27 protein-coding genes are annotated in these 25058 nt (G+C 46.7%); 24 read left to right on the top strand and 3 right to left on the bottom strand.

All coding sequences use genetic code 11. The features are described from left to right. The first annotated feature begins 41 nt into the window (after window positions 1-41). The 19 genes from ACTWQL_RS03170 (at window position 42) to ACTWQL_RS03080 (ending at window position 15174) form a co-directional block, all read left to right on the top strand. On the top strand, window positions 42-464 hold the full coding sequence (locus ACTWQL_RS03170; protein ID WP_443140966.1) for a hypothetical protein: 423 nt from the start codon (window positions 42-44) through the stop codon (window positions 462-464). Window positions 465-587: 123 nt separating this feature from the next. Then, entirely contained in the window at window positions 588-815 is a 228-nt protein-coding gene (locus ACTWQL_RS03165; protein WP_443140965.1) for a DUF2198 family protein, read from the top strand. Window positions 816-1054: 239 nt separating this feature from the next. After that, window positions 1055-1375: a flavin reductase family protein gene (locus ACTWQL_RS03160; RefSeq protein WP_443140964.1), complete on the top strand. Its 321-nt coding sequence runs from the start codon at window positions 1055-1057 to the stop codon at window positions 1373-1375. Next, window positions 1333-1536 (top strand): flavin reductase family protein, encoded by a 204-nt coding sequence (locus ACTWQL_RS03155; RefSeq protein WP_443140963.1) that lies wholly within the window; start codon window positions 1333-1335, stop codon window positions 1534-1536. Before ACTWQL_RS03160 ends, ACTWQL_RS03155 begins: the two co-directional genes overlap by 43 nt. A 22-nt stretch (window positions 1537-1558) precedes the next feature. Then, a complete protein-coding gene (locus ACTWQL_RS03150) occupies window positions 1559-3043 on the top strand; it encodes a 4-hydroxyphenylacetate 3-hydroxylase family protein (protein ID WP_443140962.1) in 1485 nt (494 codons plus the stop codon). A gap of 284 nt (window positions 3044-3327) precedes the next feature. Further along, a complete protein-coding gene (locus ACTWQL_RS03145) occupies window positions 3328-4077 on the top strand; it encodes an IclR family transcriptional regulator (protein ID WP_443140961.1) in 750 nt (249 codons plus the stop codon). Window positions 4078-4113: 36 nt separating this feature from the next. Further along, window positions 4114-4668 (top strand): 3-hydroxyanthranilate 3,4-dioxygenase, encoded by a 555-nt coding sequence (locus ACTWQL_RS03140; RefSeq protein WP_443140960.1) that lies wholly within the window; start codon window positions 4114-4116, stop codon window positions 4666-4668. Next, window positions 4665-5726 (top strand): amidohydrolase family protein, encoded by a 1062-nt coding sequence (locus ACTWQL_RS03135; protein WP_443140959.1) that lies wholly within the window; start codon window positions 4665-4667, stop codon window positions 5724-5726. Before ACTWQL_RS03140 ends, ACTWQL_RS03135 begins: the two co-directional genes overlap by 4 nt. Next, window positions 5668-6129: a RidA family protein gene (locus ACTWQL_RS03130; RefSeq protein WP_443140958.1), complete on the top strand. Its 462-nt coding sequence runs from the start codon at window positions 5668-5670 to the stop codon at window positions 6127-6129. Before ACTWQL_RS03135 ends, ACTWQL_RS03130 begins: the two co-directional genes overlap by 59 nt. Before the next feature lie 160 nt (window positions 6130-6289). Then, window positions 6290-7765 (top strand): aldehyde dehydrogenase, encoded by a 1476-nt coding sequence (locus tag ACTWQL_RS03125; RefSeq protein WP_443140957.1) that lies wholly within the window; start codon window positions 6290-6292, stop codon window positions 7763-7765. 25 nt (window positions 7766-7790) lie between these two features. Then, a complete protein-coding gene (locus ACTWQL_RS03120) occupies window positions 7791-8573 on the top strand; it encodes a 2-keto-4-pentenoate hydratase (RefSeq protein WP_443140956.1) in 783 nt (260 codons plus the stop codon). Window positions 8574-8606: 33 nt separating this feature from the next. Further along, on the top strand, window positions 8607-9488 hold the full coding sequence (locus tag ACTWQL_RS03115) for an acetaldehyde dehydrogenase (acetylating) (protein ID WP_443140955.1): 882 nt from the start codon (window positions 8607-8609) through the stop codon (window positions 9486-9488). A 15-nt stretch (window positions 9489-9503) separates the two neighbouring features. Further along, window positions 9504-10523, top strand: coding sequence for a 4-hydroxy-2-oxovalerate aldolase (gene dmpG, locus ACTWQL_RS03110; RefSeq protein WP_443140954.1), 1020 nt, complete (start codon window positions 9504-9506; stop codon window positions 10521-10523). 13 nt (window positions 10524-10536) lie between these two features. Next, window positions 10537-11325 (top strand): 2-keto-4-pentenoate hydratase, encoded by a 789-nt coding sequence (locus ACTWQL_RS03105; protein WP_443140953.1) that lies wholly within the window; start codon window positions 10537-10539, stop codon window positions 11323-11325. Window positions 11326-11344: 19 nt separating this feature from the next. Continuing rightward, window positions 11345-11545 carry a 2-hydroxymuconate tautomerase gene (locus tag ACTWQL_RS03100; protein WP_443140952.1) on the top strand — a complete coding sequence of 67 codons (201 nt, stop codon included), beginning with the start codon at window positions 11345-11347 and terminating at the stop codon, window positions 11543-11545. A gap of 67 nt (window positions 11546-11612) precedes the next feature. Continuing rightward, on the top strand, window positions 11613-12635 hold the full coding sequence (locus ACTWQL_RS03095) for a TRAP transporter substrate-binding protein (RefSeq protein WP_443140951.1): 1023 nt from the start codon (window positions 11613-11615) through the stop codon (window positions 12633-12635). A gap of 23 nt (window positions 12636-12658) precedes the next feature. Next, window positions 12659-13138: a TRAP transporter small permease gene (locus tag ACTWQL_RS03090; RefSeq protein WP_443140950.1), complete on the top strand. Its 480-nt coding sequence runs from the start codon at window positions 12659-12661 to the stop codon at window positions 13136-13138. After that, window positions 13135-14415 carry a TRAP transporter large permease gene (locus ACTWQL_RS03085; RefSeq protein WP_443140949.1) on the top strand — a complete coding sequence of 427 codons (1281 nt, stop codon included), beginning with the start codon at window positions 13135-13137 and terminating at the stop codon, window positions 14413-14415. The genes ACTWQL_RS03090 and ACTWQL_RS03085 overlap by 4 nt, the downstream gene beginning before the upstream one ends. A gap of 201 nt (window positions 14416-14616) precedes the next feature. Next, on the top strand, window positions 14617-15174 hold the full coding sequence (locus ACTWQL_RS03080) for a cysteine hydrolase family protein (RefSeq protein ID WP_443140948.1): 558 nt from the start codon (window positions 14617-14619) through the stop codon (window positions 15172-15174). 108 nt (window positions 15175-15282) lie between these two features. Here ACTWQL_RS03080 and ACTWQL_RS03075 read toward each other — a convergent pair whose 3' ends face one another. The 3 genes from ACTWQL_RS03075 to ACTWQL_RS03065 form a co-directional block, all read right to left on the bottom strand. After that, window positions 15283-16140, bottom strand: a complete 858-nt coding sequence (locus tag ACTWQL_RS03075; RefSeq protein WP_443140947.1) for a sulfite exporter TauE/SafE family protein — start codon at window positions 16138-16140, stop codon at window positions 15283-15285. Window positions 16141-16744: 604 nt separating this feature from the next. Further along, complete coding sequence (locus ACTWQL_RS03070; RefSeq protein ID WP_443140946.1) at window positions 16745-17440, bottom strand: AIM24 family protein; 696 nt, start codon at window positions 17438-17440, stop codon at window positions 16745-16747. 63 nt (window positions 17441-17503) lie between these two features. Next, window positions 17504-17914 (bottom strand): YobA family protein, encoded by a 411-nt coding sequence (locus tag ACTWQL_RS03065; protein WP_443140945.1) that lies wholly within the window; start codon window positions 17912-17914, stop codon window positions 17504-17506. A gap of 216 nt (window positions 17915-18130) precedes the next feature. On the opposite strand from ACTWQL_RS03065, the gene uvrB reads away from it, so the two are divergent. The 5 genes from uvrB to ACTWQL_RS03040 all read left to right on the top strand — a co-directional run bounded on the left by uvrB (window position 18131) and on the right by ACTWQL_RS03040 (window position 25025). Further along, window positions 18131-20113, top strand: coding sequence for an excinuclease ABC subunit UvrB (uvrB, locus tag ACTWQL_RS03060; RefSeq protein ID WP_443140944.1), 1983 nt, complete (start codon window positions 18131-18133; stop codon window positions 20111-20113). Between the two features lie 5 nt (window positions 20114-20118). Then, on the top strand, window positions 20119-22992 hold the full coding sequence (gene uvrA, locus ACTWQL_RS03055; protein ID WP_443140943.1) for an excinuclease ABC subunit UvrA: 2874 nt from the start codon (window positions 20119-20121) through the stop codon (window positions 22990-22992). Window positions 22993-23145: 153 nt separating this feature from the next. Beyond that, entirely contained in the window at window positions 23146-23451 is a 306-nt protein-coding gene (locus ACTWQL_RS03050; RefSeq protein WP_443140942.1) for a hypothetical protein, read from the top strand. Window positions 23452-23510: 59 nt separating this feature from the next. Beyond that, window positions 23511-24650: a DUF4097 family beta strand repeat-containing protein gene (locus ACTWQL_RS03045; RefSeq protein WP_443140941.1), complete on the top strand. Its 1140-nt coding sequence runs from the start codon at window positions 23511-23513 to the stop codon at window positions 24648-24650. A gap of 12 nt (window positions 24651-24662) precedes the next feature. Further along, the gene (locus tag ACTWQL_RS03040; RefSeq protein WP_443140940.1) at window positions 24663-25025 is read left to right on the top strand and encodes a phage holin family protein; all 363 of its coding nucleotides are present in this window, start codon (window positions 24663-24665) and stop codon (window positions 25023-25025) included. Window positions 25026-25058 lie beyond the last annotated feature (33 nt).

Genomic DNA, 25058 nt, shown 5'->3' with positions numbered 1-25058 from the left:
TTCCTCCTCAAAATCATAGATTATAAGAGGAGGTGAAAAAAATGGCTAAACAAATACTAGATTATAATGTGAGTGCACCTGCTTCAAGTAACGGCGCCTTGAACCGTGTCATCCCAGCATCTCCTACAACAATGAAACTAGCAGAATTCGGCCTTTCCATACCCGACAATACAAATCATGTTGAACTGACTGGGTCAGTTGGATGGGAAGCGACTTTAGGCACGCCAATCGTATTAATAAAAATTTTCCGTGGTTCACAAATCATTTTTACAACAACTTCCCAAATTAACCTTAGTATTGAAGACAATCGGACTGTTTCGTTCAATGCTGTTGATTTCAATGTACCTGCAGGACCACAAGCCTATTCGATCACAATTGAATTGACCAACTCTCTGGGGCTTCTGAATCAGGGGTCTGTAATCGGTCCATTAACGTTTACAGGGATGGCGATCGGGAACGTGTAATATGTGACAAAAACCGCTCGGATGGGCGGTTTTGATCTGATTAGATTGAATTGCGCAGCTCTTAAGGCGTATAATGGATTATATGCCGAAGTCAGGAGTTTCAAGGAGGCGTCTTTTTACATAATGATTGAAATTTTCGGGGCACTTATCTTGCCTATTATACTCATACCATTTCTTGTGCGGGTTACGTATAACCGCTGGGTTGCGATTGGCCTAAGCATCGTCATCATGGTTTTCGTTTTCATGGAGTTCGAGTCCTATTGGACCGTCGTGACTGGAGTGATCGGCACATTGATCGGCGGATATTTTTCTTTTCGTGTCGGTAAAAAAGTGGATAAAAAGTGGAGCTAGCGTCTATTTCATCATGAGATAGACGTTCTTTTTTTGCATTTAAAGAAGGTTTAAACACTCTCCTAGGCTAAGGCTTGTCTTTGCCAGGTTTTTTTGTCGAGAAAACATCTCCCTGCAAGAATTAATCAGATTTTTCAAAAAAATATGATTAAATTTCATAATGTGAAATAACTCGATTGTTCGATTTTGTCATTTCCTTTATAGTAATGACAGATTTTACTTTTTATGGAGGTGACTGAGTGGATACACGTGAGTTACGGAATTGTTTCGGTCGATTTGCAACCGGGGTGACGGTCGTTACGTGGGCGGGGGAAGATAAGGTGAAGCATGGCATTACCGTCAATTCCTTTACGTCTGTTTCTTTGGATCCACCGCTTGTGCTCGTTTCAATCGACAAAAAGGCGAAAGCGTGCGCCGGGTTGAGGAATCAATCTTTTGTCGTGAATATCCTCGCTTCAGGCCAAGAGGCGATCGCCTGGCAATTTGCCGGTAAGGAGCAGCAAGGGCTGGAGATCGAATGGAAGAAACGTTCCTTGGGCCGAAAATCAAGGACACATTAGCAACGTTCGAGTGTTCACCATGGAAAGAATATGACGGTGGTGACCATGTTTTATATCTAGGGAAAATACAAGATTTCTCTTACACAGACGGAGATGCACTCGTTTTTTATCAGGGAAAGTTCTCCCAGACGAAAGAAATCGACAACTACTTGAAAAAGTAAAACACAAAAAGGAGGAGATTCAATGGGGATTAGAACAGGTGAACAGTATATCAAAGGGTTGCGATCGAGAAAACCCGAAGTGTGGTTGGGCGGTCGTAAAATAGATGACGTCTATGCGGAAGATGTGTTCAGACAGCCGATCCATGAGATCGCGAAACTTTATGACATGCAGCATGATCCGGAATATCAGGAGCGGATCACGCACATTTGTGAAGAAACGGGTGAGCGCGTAAACAACTCATTCCTTGTCCCGAGGAAATTCGAGGATTTGAAAGCGAGAAGCGATCTGTTTGAAATCTGGTCGAAAGCGACGTTTGGAACGATGGGGCGGACACCCGATTTCTTGAACGTAACGATCACCTCAATGGCAAGCAACACGTGGTTTTTGAATCAATATGACCCGCAATGGGGCGAAAATATGATCAATTACTTCCAGCACGTCCGTGATAACGATGTCTTTTTGACCCATGCGATCATCAATCCGCAAAATGACAGGAGCAAGGCATCCCATGAGCAGGAAGATGCGTTTACTCACCTGGGAGTCGTGGAGGAAAAGCCGGACGGATTGATCGTTCGTGGAGCGAAGATGCTTGCGACGCTTGCACCGATTACAGATGAGGTCATCATTTATTCGTTCCCTGGATTCCAGCCTGGAGACGAAAAGCATGCAATCGCATTTGCGTTGCCGATCGATACGCCTGGTCTTAAAATCATGTGCCGTGAACCAGCACAGGACGGAAAACGTTCCTTGTTCGATCATCCGCTTGCATCAAGATTTGAGGAAATGGATGCGCTTCTCGTCTTTGAAGATGTATTTGTTCCGTGGAACCGTGTGTTCATCAATCAGAATGTGGAAGCGGCGAATCTTTTATATCCGAAGACAGGAATCGGGATCCAGCCGGCCCATCAATCCGGTGTCAGAGGCCTTGTGAAACTATCATTCGCAATGGAGGTTGCTTGTAAACTAGCAGATTCCATCGGCGTGGACGGGTACCTCAACGTTAAAACCCAATTGGGCGAGCTCATCCAATCGGTCGAAGCGATTAGAGCCCTATTGAGAGTTTCCGAGTATGAATATGAAACGACGCCACAAGGGGAATTACGTCCAGGTTCAGCGCCGCTTGAAACGATCAGAGGTATGCTGCCGAAACTGTATCCGCGTGCAATTGAAATCATTCAGACGATTGGAGCGGGTGGCTTATTGATGTCGCCGATGGGAGCGGATTTCGATAACCCAGAACTGAAGCCGATCGTCGACAAGTATTATGTTGGACGAGAAGGTGTGTCTTCAGAAGATCGTGTCCAACTGTTCAAGCTCGCATGGGATCTATCGGGTGAAGCATTCGGACAACGCTTGTTGCAATACGAGCGCTATTATTCAGGAGATCCACTAAGAAGATTGGGCTGGTTCTATGACGGATTCAAGCGTAAGCACGACTTCGCGATGGTAAAGGACGCGTTGGATGGAGCTTCTGATATGCATAAGAAGCAGTTGATTAAGAATTAAAACTAGTAATATAAGAGGAAATTCAAAAAAATATCCAAATAATAAACAGCGAATTTCTTCGTTACTCGGTTTTTGCGGTCCTCATGTATTAACAACATACATTCTGGTCCTCAAAACTTTCGTGCTTTGAACTTCTTGTTTTTGATCATTCATTTTTTGAATCTAAAAATTTTAAATAATTAATAAAGGAAACGACTACCACTTATCTAATACTCTATCTGGAGTGATTTTTGTCGATCACTCACTCGAATTTCTATGTGTGATATTAAAAGGAGAGTGGGCATGTGATTTCGTCTATCAACAAAATTACGAAAATTCTAAATTGTTTTACGAATGAAGAACCGGCTCTTGGCAATCTGGAAATCGCGAAAAAGCTGGGTATGAATGCGAGTACGACGCATCACCTGATCCGGACGTTGTGCCAGGAAGGGATCCTCATTCAAGATAGTCGGAAAAAGTATCGCCTCGGATGGAAGTTATTAGAGTGGAGTAATCACGTTATGTATCAACAGGATATTTATAACGAAGCGATTCCGATCGTGGAGAATCTGATAAGGAAATACCAGGGAACGGTCCATATCGGAATGTTCGATGCTGGCGAGGTCCGGTTCGTGTTGAAAGTTGCTGCCAAAGATTCAATCTCGGTGCCAACCTATGTCGGGGCAAAACAGCCGGCGTATTGTACGAGTTCAGGGAAGGTGTTGCTTGCGTACAATCCTTCGTTCATCCAACCGACGATTTCGAAAGGGCTTCTGCAACGGGCTCCGAATACGATCACTTGTGTGGACAAGCTGATGCTTGAACTGAAGCAGATTCGGAAACAGGGTTATTCGATTTCAAATAACGAGAATGAACATGGGATGTATGCGGTCGCGGCCCCGATCCAAACGTATACAGGTCAGACGGTTGCCGCACTTAATATGGTTGGACCGATCTCTTACATGCAGGGAAGCGAAAGCAGAACCATTATCCAAAGCGTTGTGCGGACAGCACAGTCAATCTCGAATGAATTGGGTTATATCAACGTTTTATGATAGCGCTTACATTTTAAAAATATGAGGAGGAATACCATGGCGATCAAATCTGGTACAAGCCTATTGAATGATAGAGTCGGAAATCTTATGAAAATCATTGAGGACAATAAAGACCTTCTGCAACCGCCGGTCAACAACAAAGTCCTTTGGGAGGATTCAGAGTTCATCGCGATGCTGATCGGTGGACCGAACAAGCGACGTGATTTCCATGTAGATCCGTCGGATGAGTTCTTTTATCAAGTCAAAGGAAACTGTTATGTCGAATGTATCAACGATAAAGGTGAGCGGGAAGTTGTGACGGTCGGTGAAGGGGATATCTTCATGCTGCCGGCGATGGTGCCTCATTCCCCGCATCGGACTGCAAACTCTTACGGAATTGTTCTCGAACGGAAACGTGGCGAAGGTGAGCTGGAGGATTTCGTCTGGTTCTGTGATAAATGCGACCATGAAATGCACCGCGTGACGGTTCAGCTGACGAATATCGAAACACAGGTGAAAGGTGCGATTGAACAGTTCAACAGCAGCCCTGAGTTGAGGAAGTGTGACAACTGCGGCCATATGATGCCTGAAGAAGCAGATGAGTGGAAATGAGGGTAGATTTCCATACACACATCATCCCGCATGACCTGCCTGATTTTACTGAAAAATATGGTCAGGAACGTTGGCCGATTCTTCAACAGACGTGTGCATGCGGAGCGAACATCATGGTTGGTGGGAAAGTGTTCCGTGAAGTAACGGACCAGGTTTGGAGTGCTGAAAAGCGGATCCAGGACATGGATCGGGAAGGTGTCGATATCCAGGTGCTCTCCCCGATTCCGGTGACGTTTTCCTATTGGGCCCCGATTGAAGCGGCGGTTGATATGGCACGTATCCAGAACGATTTCATTTCGGCCACGGTAAAAGAACGTCCGGATCGTTTCATCGGATTGGGAACAGTGCCGATGCAGGATTGTGCGGCGGCGATCAAGGAAATGGAGCGGTGCATCACAGAGTTGAATTTATACGGAATCGAAATTGGAACGAACGTAAATGGGGAAAATCTGGATGCCCCAGAGTTTCTCGAATTCTTCCGAATGGCTGAGGAATGGAATGTACCGTTGTTCATCCATCCATGGGAGACACTCGCGAAAGACCGTACGCCTAGACACAATTTCATGTACACAGTCGGGATGCCGAGTGAAACGGCACTTGCGGCTGCGAGTCTTATCTGGAGCGGTGTCATCGAGAAGTTCCCCGGCCTGAAAATCTGTTTTGCGCATGGGGGAGGCTCGTTCCCGTATATCCTGCCGAGATTGGATCAGGGTTGGAATGTTTGGCCACACTTGCGTTTGACTACGAATCCGCCGAGCCATTATGTGAAAAACTTCTATTTCGATTCGTTGAACTATGATCCTTTGAATGTAAAATATCTCATCGATCGTTTCGGCCATGAGCGGGTGATGATGGGATCCGATTATCCGTTCCTGTTAAGGGAAATCCCGCCAGGAAAAGTGATTGATGTGATGGATGAGCTGACGGATGTACAAAAAGAACTGATTCTTGGAGAAAACGCATTGCGATTTTTAAATGTAAAAGAAATGGGGCGGACGAATGGAGCAGAAAGTGATCACACCAGAGGAGAAGCTGCAAAGTCTGGGGCTTCAACTTAAAGAAGTCCGGCCGTCTGCAGGGAATTATGTGAGCCATGTCCGTGTTGGAAATCTGATTTTTACGGCGGGGCAAGGTGTCGATGAATATCATGGGAAGCTAGGCAGAGAGCTTACGCTTGAGGAAGGCTATGCTGCTGCCCGGCAATCGATGTTGAATCTGCTCAGCGTCCTCAAATATGAGCTGGGTGATCTGACCAAAGTGAAACGCATCGTAAAACTATTAGGATTCGTAAACTCCACAGAGGATTTCACCGATCAGCCGAAAGTCATGAATGGAGCATCCGATCTTCTCGTCGAAGTGTTCGGAGACCGTGGTATACACGCACGCTCTGCACTGGGGATGGCTCAGCTTCCGAATAATACGGCAGTCGAAATTGAAATGATTGTGGAAGTACAAGATTGAACAATTGAGAATGGTGGCCGTCGCGTCACCATTTCCTTTTAAAAGTGGTGGATCGGTCTGAACCCGCCGGATTCCACTCAAAATCGGCCGGATTCCACCCTAAAACAGCCGGAAAACGCTCAGCATTACAAAGAATGACATACGATAGGAGGTTGAGGAAGTGCAAGTAAAAGAGAAAATCCTGCAAAAAATCCAACCGATCAACTGCCGTCATTTTATCGACGGTCAATATGCGGACTCTATCAATCTGAAAACCTTTGACAATATCAATCCTGCAACTGAAGAAGTGATGGGGCAGGTGGCGGAAGGCGGGAAGGAAGAGGTCGATCTCGCTGTTGCTGCTGCGAGAAAAGCGCTGAAAGGTCCATGGAAAGACCTGTCCGCCCGCGAGCGTTCCAGCATCCTGCGTAAGATCGGCGACCTGATTCTTGATAGAGTCGAAGAATTGGCAACCCTCGAATCGATGGATACCGGAAAACCGTATCAAATGGCGCTTGAAATCGATATCCCTCGAGCAGCGTATAATTTCCACTTTTTCGCGGATTACCTGACGTCAATGGGAACGGAAGCCTATCAACAGGACCAGGCTGCCCTTCATTATTCGATCCGGAGGCCGGTGGGAGTCGTCGGCATGATCAACCCTTGGAATCTACCATTGCTGTTGTTGACGTGGAAGCTGGCACCTTGTCTTGCTGCTGGGAACACAGCGGTCATGAAACCAGCGGAATGGACACCGATGTCAGCAACAGTCCTTGCGGAAATCTGTAAGGAAGCAGGCGTACCAGACGGCGTCATCAATCTTGTTCACGGATTTGGACCAGATTCTGCTGGTTCTGCGATTACGGAGCACCCCGATGTCGATGCGGTCACGTTCACCGGTGAAACCAAGACGGGGTCTGCGATTATGAAAGCGGCGGCTCCTACTTTGAAAAAATTATCCTATGAGCTCGGTGGGAAAAACCCGAACATCATTTTTGCGGATTCTGACCTTGATGAAGTGATCGAAACGACCCTGAAGTCGAGTTTTATGAATCAGGGGGAAGTCTGTCTCTGCGGTTCTCGGATCTATGTGGAGCGTCCGGTGTATGACGAATTCCTCGAAAAATTCGTCGCTGAAACGAACAAGCTTCAAGTCGGTGATCCGTTTGAAGAAGGGACGAAGGTTGGTGCTGTCATCAGTAAGGAGCACTACACCCGTGTGAATGGTTATATCGAACTTGCGAAAGAAGAAGGCGGGAAGATCCTGACAGGAGGAACCCGGCCGGAAGGCGTCGACAAAGGCTTTTACATTTTACCGACGATCATATCAGGTCTCGGCCCTCATGCCCGGTGCGTGAAGGAGGAGATTTTCGGGCCAGTCGTGACCGTTTTGCCTTTCGATACAGAAGAGGAAGTCATCGAGCAGGCAAATGATACCCACTATGGATTGGGGACGACGATCTGGACGAATGACCTGCGTCGTGCCCACCGTGTCGCGCATCAGATCGAGGTCGGGATCATCTGGGTGAATACGTGGTATCTGCGCGATCTGCGTACACCGTTCGGCGGCATGAAGCAGAGTGGAATCGGCCGTGAAGGCGGCATGCACAGCTTTGATTTTTATAGTGAATTATCCAACATAACGATCAAACTATGATATGAAAAACCAGGAGGCATATTTGATGACAGAGAGAGTGAAGGAGCTATCCGAGCATTTAGTGACGGCAGTACAAATTCGCAAAGGGGTCCAACCGCTCACTGAGGTTTACCCTGATTTGAGTATAGATGAAGCCTATCAAGTCCAGCTTTCCACTATTAAACGAAAAACCGAATCCGGGCAAAGGATCGTCGGGAAAAAGATTGGTTTGACGTCAAAAGCGATGCAGGATCTTCTTGGGGTTGGTGAACCGGATTACGGCCATCTGCTTGATGATATGGTTATCGATAATAGCGGCGAGATTCCAGCTGACAAGGTTCTTCAGCCGAAAGTAGAAGCGGAAATCGCCTTTGTTTTAAGAAAGGATCTTCACGGTCCAAGCGTGACGGCTGATGATGTGTATGAAGCGACGGCTTATGTTGTGCCGGCTCTTGAGATTGTCGACAGCCGTGTTGCGGATTGGAAGATCAAGCTTCCAGATACGATTGCGGATAATGCGTCATCCGGACTGTATGTATTAGGCGAAAATAAGGTGCCGATCCGTGCTGTCGATCTGCCAGCGATAAAAATGGACCTTTACAAAAATGAGGAACATGTCAATTCGGGAACAGGGTCAGCAGCTCTTGAAAATCCGGCAAATTGCGTGGCCTGGCTTGCGAACAAGCTTTCAGATTACGGGGTTTCGCTCAAAGCCGGGGAGGTCATTTTGTCAGGTGCTCTTTCAGCGGCTGTTGATGCAAAGCAAGGAGATACATTCCGGGCAACCTTCGACGCATTGGGTGAAGTGATAGTCCGGTTCAAGGATTGAAGCAAGAGTGATCTAATGAAAGGAAGTGATGAGATGTCCAAGATTAAAGTAGGAATTATCGGCTCGGGGAACATCGGTACGGATCTTATGTTGAAGCTTCGCCGGTCAAAGACGCTTGAAATGACGACGATGATCGGAATCGATGCGAATTCAGACGGGATGAGGATGGCACGGGAGTTCGGCTATGAAGTCATCGACAACGGCATCGATGGATTCATGGAAAAGCCGGAGCTTGCGGATATCCTTTTCGATGCGACTTCCGCTAAGGATCACCAGCGGCATTCGGAACTTTTAAAATCAGCCGGTAAGCAGGTTCTCGACTTGACGCCTGCGGCTATCGGACCTTTCGTCGTACCACCGGTGAATCTAGGTGCTCATCTTGATGAACCTGATGTGAACATGATCACGTGCGGCGGCCAAGCTACGATTCCGATTGTCCACGCTGTCAACAAAGTGGCTGATGTGGAGTATGCGGAGATTGTCGCAACGATCGCCAGTAAAAGTGCGGGACCTGGAACGAGAGCGAATATCGATGAATTTACGTATACGACGGCGAAGGGGATTGAGGAAATCGGTGGCGCGGACAAAGGAAAAGCGATTATCATCCTCAACCCTGCCGAACCACCAATTCTTATGCGGAACACGGTCTATTGCCTCGTCAAGGAAGGTCAGTGTGAACAAGAGAAAATCACATCATCAATCATGGACATGGTCAAAACCGTACAAGCGTATGTTCCTGGTTATAAGGTCCGGACAGAGCCGATTTTTGACGGCAATCAAGTGACGGTTTTCCTTGAGGTGGAAGGAGCGGGTGATTATCTTCCAAACTACTCTGGCAACCTCGATATCATGACGGCATCTGCGGTCAAGGTAGCGGAAGAGTTGGCGAAGAATCGGCTCGTCCAGAATGCGTAGGAAAGGAGAAGTGCGATGACAAAACGGGATGTAACGATAGTGGAAGTGGCTTTGAGGGATGGAAGTCATGCGATCGGCCATCAGTTTACGGTTGATCAAGTGACAGCAGTCGCCAGAAAGCTTGACGAGGCGAATGTTCCGTATATCGAGGTTTCACACGGGGATGGCATTGGAGGTTCCTCGCTGCAATACGGCCGATCTGCAACGAATGAGATGGAGTTGATCGAAGCGGCTGTCTCTGTTTGCAATCAGGCGAAAATCGGAGTTCTTCTTTTACCAGGGATTGGAACCGTCACTGAACTGAAAGAAGCGGCGAACTTAGGTGCGCGAATGGTACGGGTTGCGACACATGTGACCGAAGCGGATGTATCACGCCAGCATATCAAGCTTGCAAAAGAGCTCGGGTTGGAGACTGTAGGGTTTCTGATGATGGCGCATATGGTTCCGGTCGAAAAACTCGTCGAGCAAGCACAACTGATGGAAAGCTATGGTGCGGACACGGTGTATGTCGTCGATTCAGCAGGGGCGTTGCTTCCACACCAGGTCAAGGAGCGGATTCGTGCGTTGAAGGACCGATTATCCATCAACATCGGGTTCCATGGGCACAACAATCTTTCCTTAGCGATGGCGAATTCGATCGTCGCGATTGAAGAAGGCGCAACCTGGATCGACGGCAGTGTCCGATGTCTTGGGGCAGGCGCTGGAAACACGCAGACGGAAGTGCTCGCGGCTGTGCTCAATCGACTTGGAATTGAAACCGGGATCCATTTATATAAAATGATGGACCTAGCAGAAGATACAGTGGCTCCGATTTTACCGCAACCACAGGAAATTACGAAAGGCAGCCTCGTCCTAGGCTATGCAGGTGTCTATTCGAGTTTCCTTTTACATGCGAACCGGGCTGCAGAAAAGTTCGGAATCGATGCGCGTGATATCCTCATCGAACTCGGGAATCGCCGTGTTGTTGGCGGGCAAGAGGATATGATCATTGATGTAGCGAGTGAACTAGCGAAGAAACGAGCACCTGTCTTATAAGGAGGAGATTCAAATGGAAGTGAAACAAGTAGATTTGAAACATCTGGCTGAAAAAATCGAGTCTCATCAGACGACTGGTCAGGATATGGATAAGGTGACGATCGACAACCCATCTCTGACTGTAGAAGAGGCGTATGAAATCCAAAAAATGTGCATCGATTACAAGGAAGAGCGCGGGGATCAGATGGTCGGCTGGAAAATGGGGCTTACAAGCAAGGCGAAGCAGGTTTCAGTCGGTGTGGATGAACCGATTTATGGTCGATTGACGCAATCGATGGAGTTAGCCGATCCGGTGCTGCCTCTTGAAAACTTGATCCACCCCCGTGTTGAACCGGAAATTGCGTTCGTTTTGAAAAAAGAATTAAGCGGCGAAGACGTTACTCCGAGAGATGTATGGATGGCGACGGAATGCATCTTTCCAGCAATCGAAGTGATCGACAGCCGCTATAAGAACTTTTCGTTCACGCTAGTGGATGTGATTGCGGATAACGCATCGTCGACGAAGTTCATTCTTGGTGACCAGGCTTTTTCACCGTATCACACAGCCTGGGATGAAATGGGGGTCGCGATGTTCCGGAATGGCGAATTGCTCCACTCGGGAACGGGTGCAGCGGTACTCGGGCATCCAGTTAGGTCTGTCGCGATGCTAGCGAAAATGCTCAGCCGCGAAGGCCAGACGATCAAACCTGGTCAGGTCATCCTTGTGGGAGGTTTTACAGAAGCGGTTGATGTCAGTGATGGCGACCATATCGAAGTACGTTACGATCAGCTCGGGTCATTGAATCTGCGTGTCGAAGGATGAGGTGGAGGAGGAAAGGTACATGCCGATCGCACAAATACACATCATTGAAGGGCGCACCAAGGAACAGAAACGTTCGCTGATAAAAGAAGTGACAGATGCGATCCACCGCAGCACCGGGGCGGATCATGACCGCATCCGGGTTCTCCTTTACGAAATCCCGGATGAAAACTGGGCTGCCGGCGGTATATCGAAAGCGGATGAAAGGCTCAAAAACAGATGACTGCTCCTTAGATATACATAAGTTGTGTTGGTAATGGCTTTTGACTTTTAAAAATGGAGGGGTATCAATGAGGAAGTTTATGAAAGGTATCTCGTTTTTTGCAATGGCGGTATTGCTGATTTTCACAGCTGCATGTAATAAGGGGAGCGACGGGACTGCAAACTCGGCTAGCGGAGAATCCGACGAAACGTACCAGTTCAAGCTGGCACACATTACACCGCCAAGTCACATGTGGCACAAAGCTGCTGAAAAGTTCGCGGAAGAATTGGACAAGCGGTCTGATGGCAGGATGCAACTTGAAATCTATCCATCCAGTCAGTTAGGGACGGAAGCGGATATGGTCGAACAAATCTCTGCAGGGTCGGTTGATTTCGGATTCATTACAGCTGCTTATATGAGTTCGCGCTCTCCATCGTTTGCAGCATGGTTCACTCCGTATGCGTTTGAAGATCTGCACGAAGCGAATGATGCACGTGAAAGTGAAGTCGCCAAGAAAATCCTCGGGACATTAGATGAGCAAGGAATGGTCGGACTGGATTATTTCTTTGCGGGACAACGCGTTATGTTGTTCAAAGACAAAAAGGTAGAAAAGCCTGAGGACATGAAGGGTCTCAAGCTTCGAGTGACACCAAGTCCTCCGATGCAGGATTTCTATACGTCAACTGGGGCTTCAACCGAAGGTCTTCCTCTTCCTGAAGTTTATTCTGCGGCGCAAACGGGTGTCATCGATGGAATGGACATGGACCTCGATGCAACAATCACAAACAAATACTATGAAGTCGTCGACTATGGCCTCGTATCGAATCACATGGTCTGGCCTGCGGTTGCTATCGTAAACAAGAAGACGTTAGAAGGAATGCCTGAAGCGGACCAGAAAATCATCCGTGAAGCGATTGCTGCAGCTGCTGAATATTCTGCGATGACAAGAGCGGATCAGGAAGAAGAGTTCAAACAGACCCTTAAAGATGAAGGCATGGATATATATGAAATCGATCCGGCGCTCTTTGATCCGTATAAACAACAATTTGATGAAAAGTACGGAAATCAAGACCCTCTCATTCAAGAATTCATCGACACCTTCCGTGACTGATTAATCTAAAGGGGGTTTCACACATGAAAGCTTTGAGCAATGGCATCTCGACGATTGAAAAATATATATCCATTGTTCTGATGTTTTCGATGGCAGTGATCGTCACGCTGGCTGTCGCATTCAGATATCTATTCAATTCACCATTATCATGGGCTGGTGAAGTCTCTATCTTTCTATTGATCTGGGTAAGTTTCATTGGCGGCAGTCTGGGGCTGAAGTATCGGTCCCAGGCCGCTGTTTCGATTGTGCTTGAGTATTTGCCTCCTAAGGTGAAAAAAGTAGTCCTCGTGATCGGGCACGTGTTCATGCTCATCTTTTTAGGGCTCATCCTTTTTTACAGTTATCAATGGATTCTTTCACCGAGTGTCGCGTTTCAAAAATCAACGTCGCTTTTACTGCCGATGTGGATCCCTTATTTGGCTGTACCCCTGGGACTGACGTTCGCGGCCATCCATCTGATTGCTAACATGCTTGAGGAGATAAGAGAGGATGTTGCGCAATGACGGTTCTTGTTATCCTGATGTTTTTCCTGTTTCTTTTCATGGGGATTCCGATTTCACTGGTCCTTGGTATGACAACGATCCTTTACTTTTTCACGGTTGGGAACACGATGCTTCTGGAATCCACCCCGATGCGGCTTTTTTCCGGGCTCGATAATTTCGGTTTGCTGGCAATTCCGTTGTTCATGTTCGCAGGTGAGCTGATGAACGGCGGTGGAATTACCTCGCGTCTCGTTCGGTTTGCAAAAGTGCTGTTCGGACATGTCAGAGGCGGCCTCGCTTACGTAACCGTCGTCGCGAACATGTTTTTGGCGTCAATACTCGGTTCTGCAAACGCCCAGGCTGCAATGATGAGCAAGGTCATGGTTCCGGAAATGGAGCGAGAGGGGTATAAGAAGGAGTTTTCTTCTGCCTTAACCTTGGCTTCTTCAATCGTAGCGCCGATCATTCCGCCGAGTATGATCTTCATCATCTACGGTACCTTGTCGGGGACGTCGATCGGTGGATTGTTCATGGCCGGCATCATCCCAGGAATTTTATATGGAATTGGGTTCATCTCACTTATTGCGTTCCTTGGCTTTAAATACAATTTTCCAAAGCACGAAAGAGCGTCCGGTGCAGATATTTTAAAAAATACGTTGAACGTTCTGCCTGCATTGCTCGTTCCGTTCATCATCATTTTCGGGATATTGAGCGGGGCGTTCACGGCAACAGAATCAGCTGCGGTCGCTTGCTTGATTGCCTACCTTGTCGGGGCATTTTTCTACAAGGAGCTGAAGGTGAAAAAGCTACCGAAAATCCTTTTGAACACGGTGATCAGTACTGCGACAGTTACGTTCTTGATTGCGATGGCGAACATCTTCGGCTGGATGATCGCATTCGAGCAGATCCCGCAGCTGCTATTGAATTCGATGCTCTCATTGTCTGATAGCCCAATCGTGTTCTTGCTCCTCGTCAATCTTTTCCTGTTATTGTTGGGGGCAGTGCTGGATGGAATTGCAGCATTGATCATACTGGTGCCGGTTTTCATGCCGCTCTTGACCGCGTTTCAAATCGATCCGATCCATTTCGGGGTGATCATCTGTATCAACCTGACGATCGGCTTGTTGACACCGCCGGTAGGCACTGGGCTATTCATCGTATCCTCGATTGCTGAAGTGAAATTCGAGCGATTAGTAAAATCGACCATGCCGTTCCTCGTGATGGGGATTCTGATTTTATTCGTGATTACCTTTTGGGAAGACGCGGTGTTGTGGATTCCGAACCTGTTCGACTTATAAAGGTAGATGGAAAAACTCATTTTTAGAATGAGTTTTTTCTTTTTGAGCGGAAGACTTTTATGTTGTTAGCAGGGGATGGAGTTTTGATAGCGAAATAGGTAAAGGAGATTTTAAAGGGGGCGGTTTTTATGATGATGATTAAAAATGAACGTTTATATAGTAGGAATAGTGCTGGATTTTAATTAAAAAGGAGTGCTGTGATTGAAGCAAGCTTTGCTGGTAATTGATGCGCAACAAGAACTGATTGATGGTAATGAAAAAGAGGACAGTGTTTTTAAAAAGGAAGAATTGTTAGCGAATATCAATATTGTGATCAACAAAGCAAAAGAGTCCGATTCGTTGATCGTTTTTGTGAGAGACCTTGATGTCGCTGAAGGTAAAGGAACTGGTTTTCAAATCCATGATAAAATCAATGTTCCAACTGATACGGAAATCTTTGATAAGGCTGCAACTAATTCCTTTCATGGAACACCACTACTGAGTTATTTGAAGGAAAAGAAAGTTGGACACCTAGTCATAATGGGATGTAAAACGGAACACTGTATCGACACAGCTGTTCGAATGGCGACTGTCAACGATTTTGATGTGACATTGGTACAGGATGGGCATTCAACAACCGATTCGGATGTCTTATCTGCAGAACAAATAATAAACCATCATAACGTAATCCTTGATGGTCATTACAATGTAGAAAATTTTTCAGATGTAAGGAATACGGAGGAAGATTTGTTTCAACCGAGGCACAACAATTATCGATGAACGATACAAAAAATTTACAAGGAGGCTGCCGAGTTGGCAGTCTTTTTGTATGAGTTAGGAAAACTATTAGGAACGTTAAAAAAGCTGATCCTTTGGGACCAGCTTTTCTCACGATACCGATTCTTTATGTCTTCGTTGCATCAAGTCTTTGGTGAACTTTCCGAGCAGGACGATCATATAGAGTCCTAATACGGAAATTCCGGCGATATCGAGATTGAACAGTTCGAACAGGATGCTGACGAGTGTCGTGATGTAGAGAAGCCCGAAGTATTTCTTGATCTGATCGTTCGAGTAAAACGAAGTCAGTTTTGCTCCGACCTGGCTACCGAATAATGCTCCAGCAACCAATATTAATCCGAGTATATAGTCGATTTCAATTGTGACCGCATATGAGATGAACCCTGCGGTGACGATCATCAAGACGCTGACAAGACTTGTGCCGACTGCTTTCCTTGATTCGAATTTCATGATGGAGATCATAAGCGGTACCATGACAAATCCGCCGCCTACTCCTAAGGTTGCCGACATCAATCCGCCGATGAAACCGATGATCAAAGTCATGATGAGACCAGGTTTCTCTATTTTGACCGCTTTTGCCTTGTTTGTCTTCTTCAAAAGTGAATACGCAAAATAACCGATGATCACTGCGTATAGGATCGGAATGACTGTTACGTCGTATCCGTTCTTGTCCAACCAGAGTACGAAAGGCTTGGCGAATTGGGTCGCAGCGACACCGCTCATCCCAAGTAATAGAGCGGTCTTCCAAATGACGTTATTCATTTTAAAGTGTGCCCAGACGCCTGAGATCGAAGAGCCGATCGCGTATAAGAGACTGGTTGTGATCGCGACAACCGGGGCATAACCGATCAACATCAGGACAGGGGTCAAGATGAAGCCGCCGCCAATTCCGAAATAACCTGACAAGATGCCAATCGTAAAACCAAGTATGATATATAGTAATTCCATAAGTTCTCCTTCTTAATAAAACAATTTCCACTCTGTCTATGTTACAGTATACCACTTAAGAGTTCCACCTCATTTGAGGAATATGAAAATAACGGACATACAGGACGCTATTTATGTAAAAAAGCGGGGTTTCTAAAAATTAGAGGACAGGAGAGACTTTATCTGTGACAAATTCAGTTGATTTCAAATAAAATCCGGTAAATAACGTCTCTGGTGTCCGTTAAAAATGTAAGGCTGTATCGCAAACTTTGTTGCTCTTGAAAGTCGTTGATTTCCGCTCCAGGATGCTCGCTTTCCGCGGGGCGTGCGGTGAGCCCACTCGTCGCCTTGCGACATTGAATGGTCTCACCTGTCCCGCTGATCCCGCAGGAGTCTCGCACCTTGCTCTCCAATCAACTTGCACAAGGTGATTTTTTAAAAATAACACAAAAGCAACACTGTTTTTCACCATAATAAGGTCTCTCATGTCCGCTAAATTTATTTCAATAAAGTAAACTTGGCAAATCCAAGCCTTAGCGCAGGCTGAGCTTGGTTGCATATTGAAGAAAGTATTTATACTTTCTTTAAAGCAATGAAAAAAAACGGCACTAGGCCGTTTTTCTGTTCAGGATTGACTTTGCTGCATATAGATTTCTTCGTAGGGTTGTACGACAACTAATCCGCTGCCTTCGAACCGCATCTGGATGGATTCTCCGCTTCCTCTTCCGAAGAAGGTTTTTAAAGATACATCAGTCTGGAAGTCTGGCGAGAGCGAGCCTGACCAGGCGACGGTCGCATTCGGATCTGTGAACACTGGACGGCCCGGCGTTACCTGAATTGTCAATGGTTCATAGTGGGAGGTGATCGCAATCATCCCAGTTCCCTGACAATGGACGTTGAATAGTCCGCCAGCCATCATTCCGGTGATCCGCTTCATCAATTTTATGTCCCAGTCAATGGTCGGTTCGAATGCGAGCAGGTCATTCCCGTTCACATAGATCGAATCGTTCTGTAGCTGGAGTATCGTGATTTTCTTACCTTGATCTGCAAGGTAGAGCTTCCCTGATCCGTTTGCCTTCATAAGGGCTGCACCTTCACCGGTCAACGCTTTTTTGAACATTTTACCGATGCCGTGTTCGAGGATCCCTTCACGGACAAATTTGATGTTCCCATGGTAAGTAACCATCGCCCCCATCTTCGCCCAGACGTTTCCGTCCAAGTTGATTTCAAGAATCCGCGGCGTTTCAAGCTCGAACAGCCCTTCGCCTTTATCCTCCTGGGATGTTTGTCTGACAAACTCTTCAATTGAATATTTCGACATTCCTATCACCTGCATTTTTCATAGTCTATCAGTTCAATTCGCCATCCCGGTCCCGAGTTCCTTTTAATCTGTATCTTCTAAAATATTGATTTTTCCAGCCGTTCCTTGAGCAGGGTACGATTCAGCGATTGCGCCTTTGGGCCAGACCTCGACCTTTTGCCCAATTTTATAAGTATCGACAGAATCAACCTTGAACCAGTAAGCACCGCTGCTCGGGTACTCATGGATATTTTTCGGGTCGAAGCCCTCGAGTTCTTCTTTTTCAATTCCTTCTAAAACAAGAATGCGTTCATTTTCTTTATCAACAATATATCCAGTGATCGATTGCTCCCATAGATCTTCTTCAGGCATGGCGCCGTTCCCGGATTGATCAGGGATACTGCTGGCGTTGCCTGGCAGGTTCGGGATGATGACAAGATATGCAAAAAGAAACATGCAGACAATCGATATAGCTCCATAGAACCATCTTTTCATCGTGTTAACCTCCAAAACATCAAAACAAGAATTCAAGTTTCCTTAAATGTATAGACGGGAAAAGCATGTCTACTGTTTCATTATTTATGAAAATAGATGAGAAAAAATTACCAGTGACAAAAAAGGCGAATGTAAGTTCGTTTTTCTTGTTATTTTTTCCTAATCCTGTGCTATAATGTTTGATAGTGAGATTTAAGAAACGGAGGGGTTCGTCGCATGAGTGAGAAGCAGTTCGAATTAGTGTCGAAATACCAGCCTGAAGGGGATCAGCCCAACGCGGTCAAGAAATTGGTCGAAGGCATCAACGCTGGTAAAAGACATCAGACTTTGCTCGGAGCTACAGGTACCGGGAAGACATTTACGATGTCGAATGTCATCCAGCAGGTCAATAAACCCACGCTTGTAATTGCCCACAACAAGACGCTGGCTGGTCAGCTGTACAGTGAATTCAAGGAACTCTTCCCGAATAATGCGGTTGAGTATTTCGTCAGCTACTACGACTATTATCAACCTGAGGCGTACATACCTCAATCCGATACTTTCATAGAAAAAGATGCGAGCATCAATGATGAAATCGATAAGCTGCGCCACTCAGCGACATCCGCTCTATTTGAACGGAATGATGTCATCATCGTCGCCAGCGTATCGTGCATATATGGTTTGGGTAATCCTGAAGAATATCGGGAACTCGTCGTTTCGTTGCGAACAGATATGGAAAAGGATCGCGATCAATTGCTTCGTGACCTTGTCGATATCCAATACGCGCGGAATGATATGAACTTCACACGTGGTACGTTCCGTGTCCGCGGAGATGTTGTCGAGATTTTCCCGGCATCACGTGATGAACACTGTATCCGGGTGGAATTTTTTGGGGATGAGATCGATCGGATCACCGAGGTGGATGCGCTCACAGGTGAGATTCTTGGGGAACGCAGTCATGTTGCGATTTTCCCGGCTTCCCACTTCGTAACCCGTGAAGAGAAGATGAAGGTCGCGATCGAACGGATCCAGGTTGAACTTGAGGAACGACTCAAAGAGCTGAAGGAACAAGACAAGCTTCTAGAAGCGCAGCGGATTGAACAGCGAACGCGCTATGATATCGAAATGATGCAGGAAATGGGTTTCTGTTCAGGGATCGAGAACTACTCGCGTCATCTGACGTTGAGACCAGCGGGTTCAACGCCTTATACGTTGATGGATTACTTCCCGAAGGATTTTCTCTTGATGGTCGATGAGTCGCATGTATCGCTTCCACAGGTCCGTGGCATGTATAACGGGGATCAGGCGAGGAAACAAGTCCTTGTCGAGCATGGTTTCCGTCTGCCGTCAGCGAAAGACAACCGGCCGCTCATGTTCGAGGAGTTCGAAAAGAAAGTAAGTCAGGCTGTCTATGTATCCGCGACACCTGGACCATATGAACTTGAGCACTCGCCAGAAATGGTCGAACAGATCATCCGTCCAACAGGTCTTCTTGATCCTACAATTGGGGTAAAACCGATCGAAGGGCAGATCGATGACTTGATGGATCAGATCCAGGAAAGGGTGAAAAAGAAAGAGCGTGTGCTCGTCACGACATTGACGAAGAAGATGTCAGAAGACCTGACCGATTACTTACATGAAAACGGCGTGAAAGTCCGCTATCTGCACTCTGAAATCAAGACGCTTGAGCGGATCGAAATCATCCGGGATCTTCGAAGAGGTGTATTCGATGTTCTTGTCGGGATCAACCTGCTTCGTGAAGGACTTGATATTCCTGAAGTATCGCTCGTTGCGATTCTGGATGCGGATAAGGAAGGCTTCTTGAGAGCCGAACGTTCCTTGATCCAGACGATTGGACGTGCGGCTCGTAATTCGAATGGACACGTCATCATGTATGCGGATAAAATTACAAACTCGATGCGGATTGCGATCGATGAGACAGACCGTCGTCGTACGAAGCAGATTGCCTATAATGAGGAACACGGTATAACACCGCAGACGATCCAAAAGGCGATTCCAAACTTGATCCGTGCGACTGTCTCTTCTGAGGATGAAGCGTCAGCTGGACAAGCGAAAGCTGTTCGGAAGATGGATAAGAAGGAACGTGAGAAAGTGGTCGAGCGGATGGAAAAAGAAATGAAGCAAGCTGCAAAAGATCTCGATTTCGAGCGTGCAGCAGAGCTTCGTGACATGGTATTAGAGCTTAAAGCGGAAGGATGACTCCAATGGCAAATGAACATATAACGATAAAAGGAGCGAGGGAACATAACCTGAAAGGGATCGACGTCACGATTCCAAGAAATAAGCTAGTCGTGATGACTGGCTTATCCGGTTCAGGTAAGTCCTCCTTAGCTTTCGATACGATTTATGCAGAAGGTCAGCGCCGTTACGTAGAGTCACTTTCTGCGTATGCGCGCCAATTTTTAGGACAGATGGACAAGCCGGATGTCGATTCGATCGAGGGGCTTTCACCAGCGATTTCGATTGATCAGAAGACGACGAGTAAAAACCCGCGTTCGACGGTGGGGACTGTGACGGAAATCTATGACTACTTACGACTTTTGTTTGCGCGGATCGGAGTACCGATCTGTCCAAATCACGACGTGCCGATCACTTCACAAACGATTCAGCAGATGGTCGACCGGATCATCGAATATCCAGAACGGACGAAGCTGCAAATCCTTGCTCCAGTCGTATCAGGACGTAAAGGGGAGCACGTGAAGGTCCTTGAGGACATCAAAAAGGAAGGTTACGTACGTGTCCGGGTAGATGGCGAGATTACTGACGTAAGTGAAGAAATCAAGCTTGAAAAGAACAAGAAGCATTCGATTGAAATCGTCGTTGACCGGATCGTCGTCAAAGACGGGGTGGAAACACGTCTGGCAGATTCACTTGAAACGGCTCTGAACATCGCAGATGGTAAGGTGATCGTCGAGGTCATTGGTGAGGAAGAGCTGTTGTTCAGTCAGCATCATGCGTGTCCATACTGCGGTTTTTCAATCGGCGAATTAGAACCCCGGCTTTTCTCGTTCAACAGTCCATTTGGGGCTTGCTCCTCATGTGATGGTCTGGGTACGAAACTTGAAGTCGATCTTGACCTGATCATTCCAGATTGGGACCGGACATTGCGGGACAACGCGATCGCACCATGGGAACCTCAGAGCTCCCAATACTACCCGCAGCTTTTAAAGAGTATATGTGACCATTACGGTATCGATATGGATGTGCCGGTTAAGAAACTAAACAAGGCGCAACTGGACAAAGTCTTGTACGGCAGCGGCAGGGATAAAATCTATTTCCGCTATGAAAATGATTTCGGCCAGGTGAGAGAAAACAAGATTCTCTTCGAAGGTGTCGTGAACAACATTAAGCGCCGTTATCATGAAACAAGTTCCGATTATATCCGGGAACAGATGGAAGGCTATATGGCGCAAAAACCTTGTCCAAGCTGTGATGGTCACCGGTTGAAGCCGGAGGCACGTGCGGTCCAGATCCGGGATCGCCACATCGGAAACATCACCGATATGTCAGTAAAGGATGCGGATAAGTTTTTCCGTGAACTTGAACTGACGAAAAAAGAAGAACAGATCGGGCGCTTGATTTTACGCGAAATCAATGACCGGTTAGGGTTCCTTGTCAATGTTGGCCTCGATTACCTGACGCTGAGCCGTTCTGCCGGAACCTTATCAGGTGGGGAAGCACAGCGGATCCGTCTCGCAACTCAGGTTGGTTCTCGTTTGACGGGTGTCCTATATATCCTGGATGAACCGTCGATCGGGTTGCATCAACGTGATAACGACAGGTTGATCAATACGCTTGAAGAGATGCGTGCTCTTGGGAATACGTTGATTGTCGTCGAGCATGATGAGGATACGATGCTTGCAGCCGATTACATCATCGATATCGGACCTGGCGCAGGGGCGCATGGCGGAAAGATCACCGCTCAAGGCTCGCCACAGGAAATCATGGATGATGCGAGTTCATTGACTGGTAACTACTTGTCTGGTAAAAAATTCATTCCTCTTCCAAAGAAGAGAAGGAAGTCGAACGGGCGGAAGCTGACGATCAAAGAGGCAACCGAAAACAATCTGCAGAAGGTGAACGTAGATATTCCTCTGGGCGTATTCACTGGTGTGACAGGTGTGTCTGGATCCGGTAAAAGTACGCTGATCAATGAGATCCTTTATAAATCCTTAGCGCAAAAGCTCCATCGTGCAAAACAGAAGCCGGGTGAACACAAGAAGATCGATGGGCTTGATCATATCGATAAAGTCATCGATATCGACCAGTCACCAATCGGACGTACGCCACGCTCGAACCCAGCGACATACATCGGGGTTTTTGATGATATCCGTGACGTATTCGCACAGACAAATGAAGCGAAGGTGAGAGGATACAAAAAAGGCAGGTTCTCGTTCAACGTCAAAGGAGGTCGTTGTGAAGCATGCCGCGGCGACGGAATCATCAAAATCGAAATGCATTTCCTTCCGGATGTGTATGTACCGTGTGAGGTGTGCCACGGGAAGCGTTATAACCGGGAAACGCTCGAAGTGAAATACAAAGGGAAGAATATTGCAGACATTCTTGACATGACGGTTGAGGAAGCTGTCGAGTTTTTCGCAAACATCCCTAAGATCAAACGGAAGGTGCAGACGATGATGGATGTCGGTCTCGGCTACATCAGGCTTGGTCAGTCCTCAACGACGATTTCCGGAGGGGAAGCGCAGCGTGTGAAGCTGGCATCCCAGCTGCATAAGCGTTCGACTGGGAAGACGCTTTATATTTTAGATGAGCCGACGACAGGGCTTCATGTCCATGATATTTCGCGCCTGTTAACAGTGCTCCAACGTCTCGTCGATAACGGGGATTCGGTTCTGGTGATCGAGCACAACCTCGATGTCATCAAGACGGTCGACCATATCATCGACCTTGGACCTGAAGGCGGAGACAAAGGCGGTATGATTGTCGGCACGGGGACACCTGAGGAAATTGCTGAAAACGAGGCATCCTATACAGGTAAGTACCTGGCGCCGATTTTGAAGCGGGACCGGAAACGGATGGATTCAAAAATCAAGAAAACTGAAACCTTAGCAAAATAGAACACGTAAAGTCTTCTAAGATGGTTCATCTTAGGAGGCTTTTTCTTTTTTGTGTCGAATCATATAGAGTGCCGCATGAGACCTGGGCGGGTCACATACATATAATAAGTGCTCGAAAAATTTTATAGTCTTATTGAATGGAGGAGAACGGGGTTGTCTTCATCGGGTAAGTTGATCAAATCATTAAGCTACATGAGTGTGTTTTTCGCACCTTTTATCGTACCAGCAGTCATTTTTCTACTCATTGACGATCGGGATGTCAGGCAGCATGCACGTCTTGCCTACATTTCTCATTTAATTCCTGTCCTCGCCCTGGCAATCTTATCAATCTTATTTTTCGAATCAGGGCAGATCGTAAACTATTTCACGGTCATCAGCATGATTTTTTTCGGGGGTGCTGCAGTGACCGCTGCTATATGGAACATCATGAAGGGTATACATGTATTACAGGAGAAATAGGTTTCGAACAATCGGCGTAGCCTGCTTTATGTTTAAAAAACTGAAGGGGGATTTTTAGAATGGAAGAGCGGAAGATGATTTTGAAAATGCTAGATGAGGGGAAAATTTCATCGGCAGAAGCGGTTGAACTTTTAAAAGCAGTTGGAGAAAACGATCTTGACGAAGAAAAGCAGCCTGTCAGAACAGCGACAGTTAATTATTCGGGGCAAAAGCAACAATCGAATGAACAGAAAACCGGAAGCGCAAATCAGCAGCACAAAACCCACAACACCCATACGTATGAGAAAAAGTCAGAACAATCGACGATCAGTAAGTTTTCGAGCTTGATCGACCGGGTAGTGACGAAATTGAAGGATACTGATTTTGATTTCAACTTCGGTCAGGCAATTGAAATCGATCATGTTTTTCAGGAAAACGATGTTGATTTTAACCGTCTGAAGATCCATGTAACCAATGGGGGAATCCAGTTGCATCCGTGGGAGGAGCAGAGTGTTCGGGTCGAGTGCCATGTTTCGGTGTACCGGACCCAGTCGACTGAAGAAGCGAAAGCGTACTTTTTGAAAAATGCACATTTTGCGACGGAATCAGGTGAGCTCCAATTCCTAGTCGATGAAAACCGCCTGAAAGTGCAAGCGCACATGTACGTGCCGACGAAAATGTACGAGGAGATCCAGCTTCGCACAGCGAACGGTGCCATCACCCTCGATGAATTGAAGACGAACCGGATGATCGTTCGTACATCGAACGGAGCAGTAACGTTGAACCGTGTAGATGGTGGTTCATTGAATGCCTCGACCTCGAATGGGAAGATCAGATTGGATCAGAGTAACTGGAAAAAACTTGACCTTGAGACGCTGAACGGGGCGATCCGTTTGAATGGCAAGTATGAAGACGTCGAGGCAGAAACTTTGAATGGCTCGATCAACTTCACATTAGAAGATGCCATGCCTGGAAAAGCTTCTTTTAAAACGGTCGCTGGAAAAATTGAAATCCTAGTGCCTGACAGTTTGCGGGTTGATGGAAACATGAAAGCTACGATTGGCAGTCTGAATTGTTTTCTTGATAAAGTTGATATTAAGAAAGAGACAAAAGATGTGGTGCTAAAACGGATGGAATTCATCGCGAATGAAGATGCACCGACGACCTATGAAATTGAGGCGGTGGCGAAGACCGGTTCGATTTCAATTGCAAAGCGGTAAGGAGGAAGTGTTTTGAGAGGATGGATTGTTTCTTTAATTGTCAATACGATCGTGTTGATGGTCGTCTCCGGATTTTTCAGTGAATCCTTCTATTTGTCTGGAATCGGAGCAGCGATCATCGCGAGTATTTTGTTAGCAATCATGAATGTAATTGTCAAACCGATTTTGGTGATTTTGACCTTGCCTGTCACGATTTTGAGCCTTGGACTGTTCTTGTTCGTGATCAATGCAATCACCCTGATGCTCACACAAGCATTGATGGGGGACTCATTCATGATTTCGGGATTTGGCATGGCGCTGGTCGCGGCGATCATCATCTCGGTTTTGAACCTGTTGATCAACAACCTGATCGTCAAACCGTTTAAAGATCGATAAAAATTGAAGGACTGACCTGGAGAAAGATGAAAT

Source organism: Pseudalkalibacillus sp. R45 (assembly GCF_052246725.1).
Classification (GTDB): Bacteria; Bacillota; Bacilli; order Bacillales; family Fictibacillaceae; genus Pseudalkalibacillus.
This window is presented reverse-complemented; position numbering and strand designations above follow the sequence as displayed.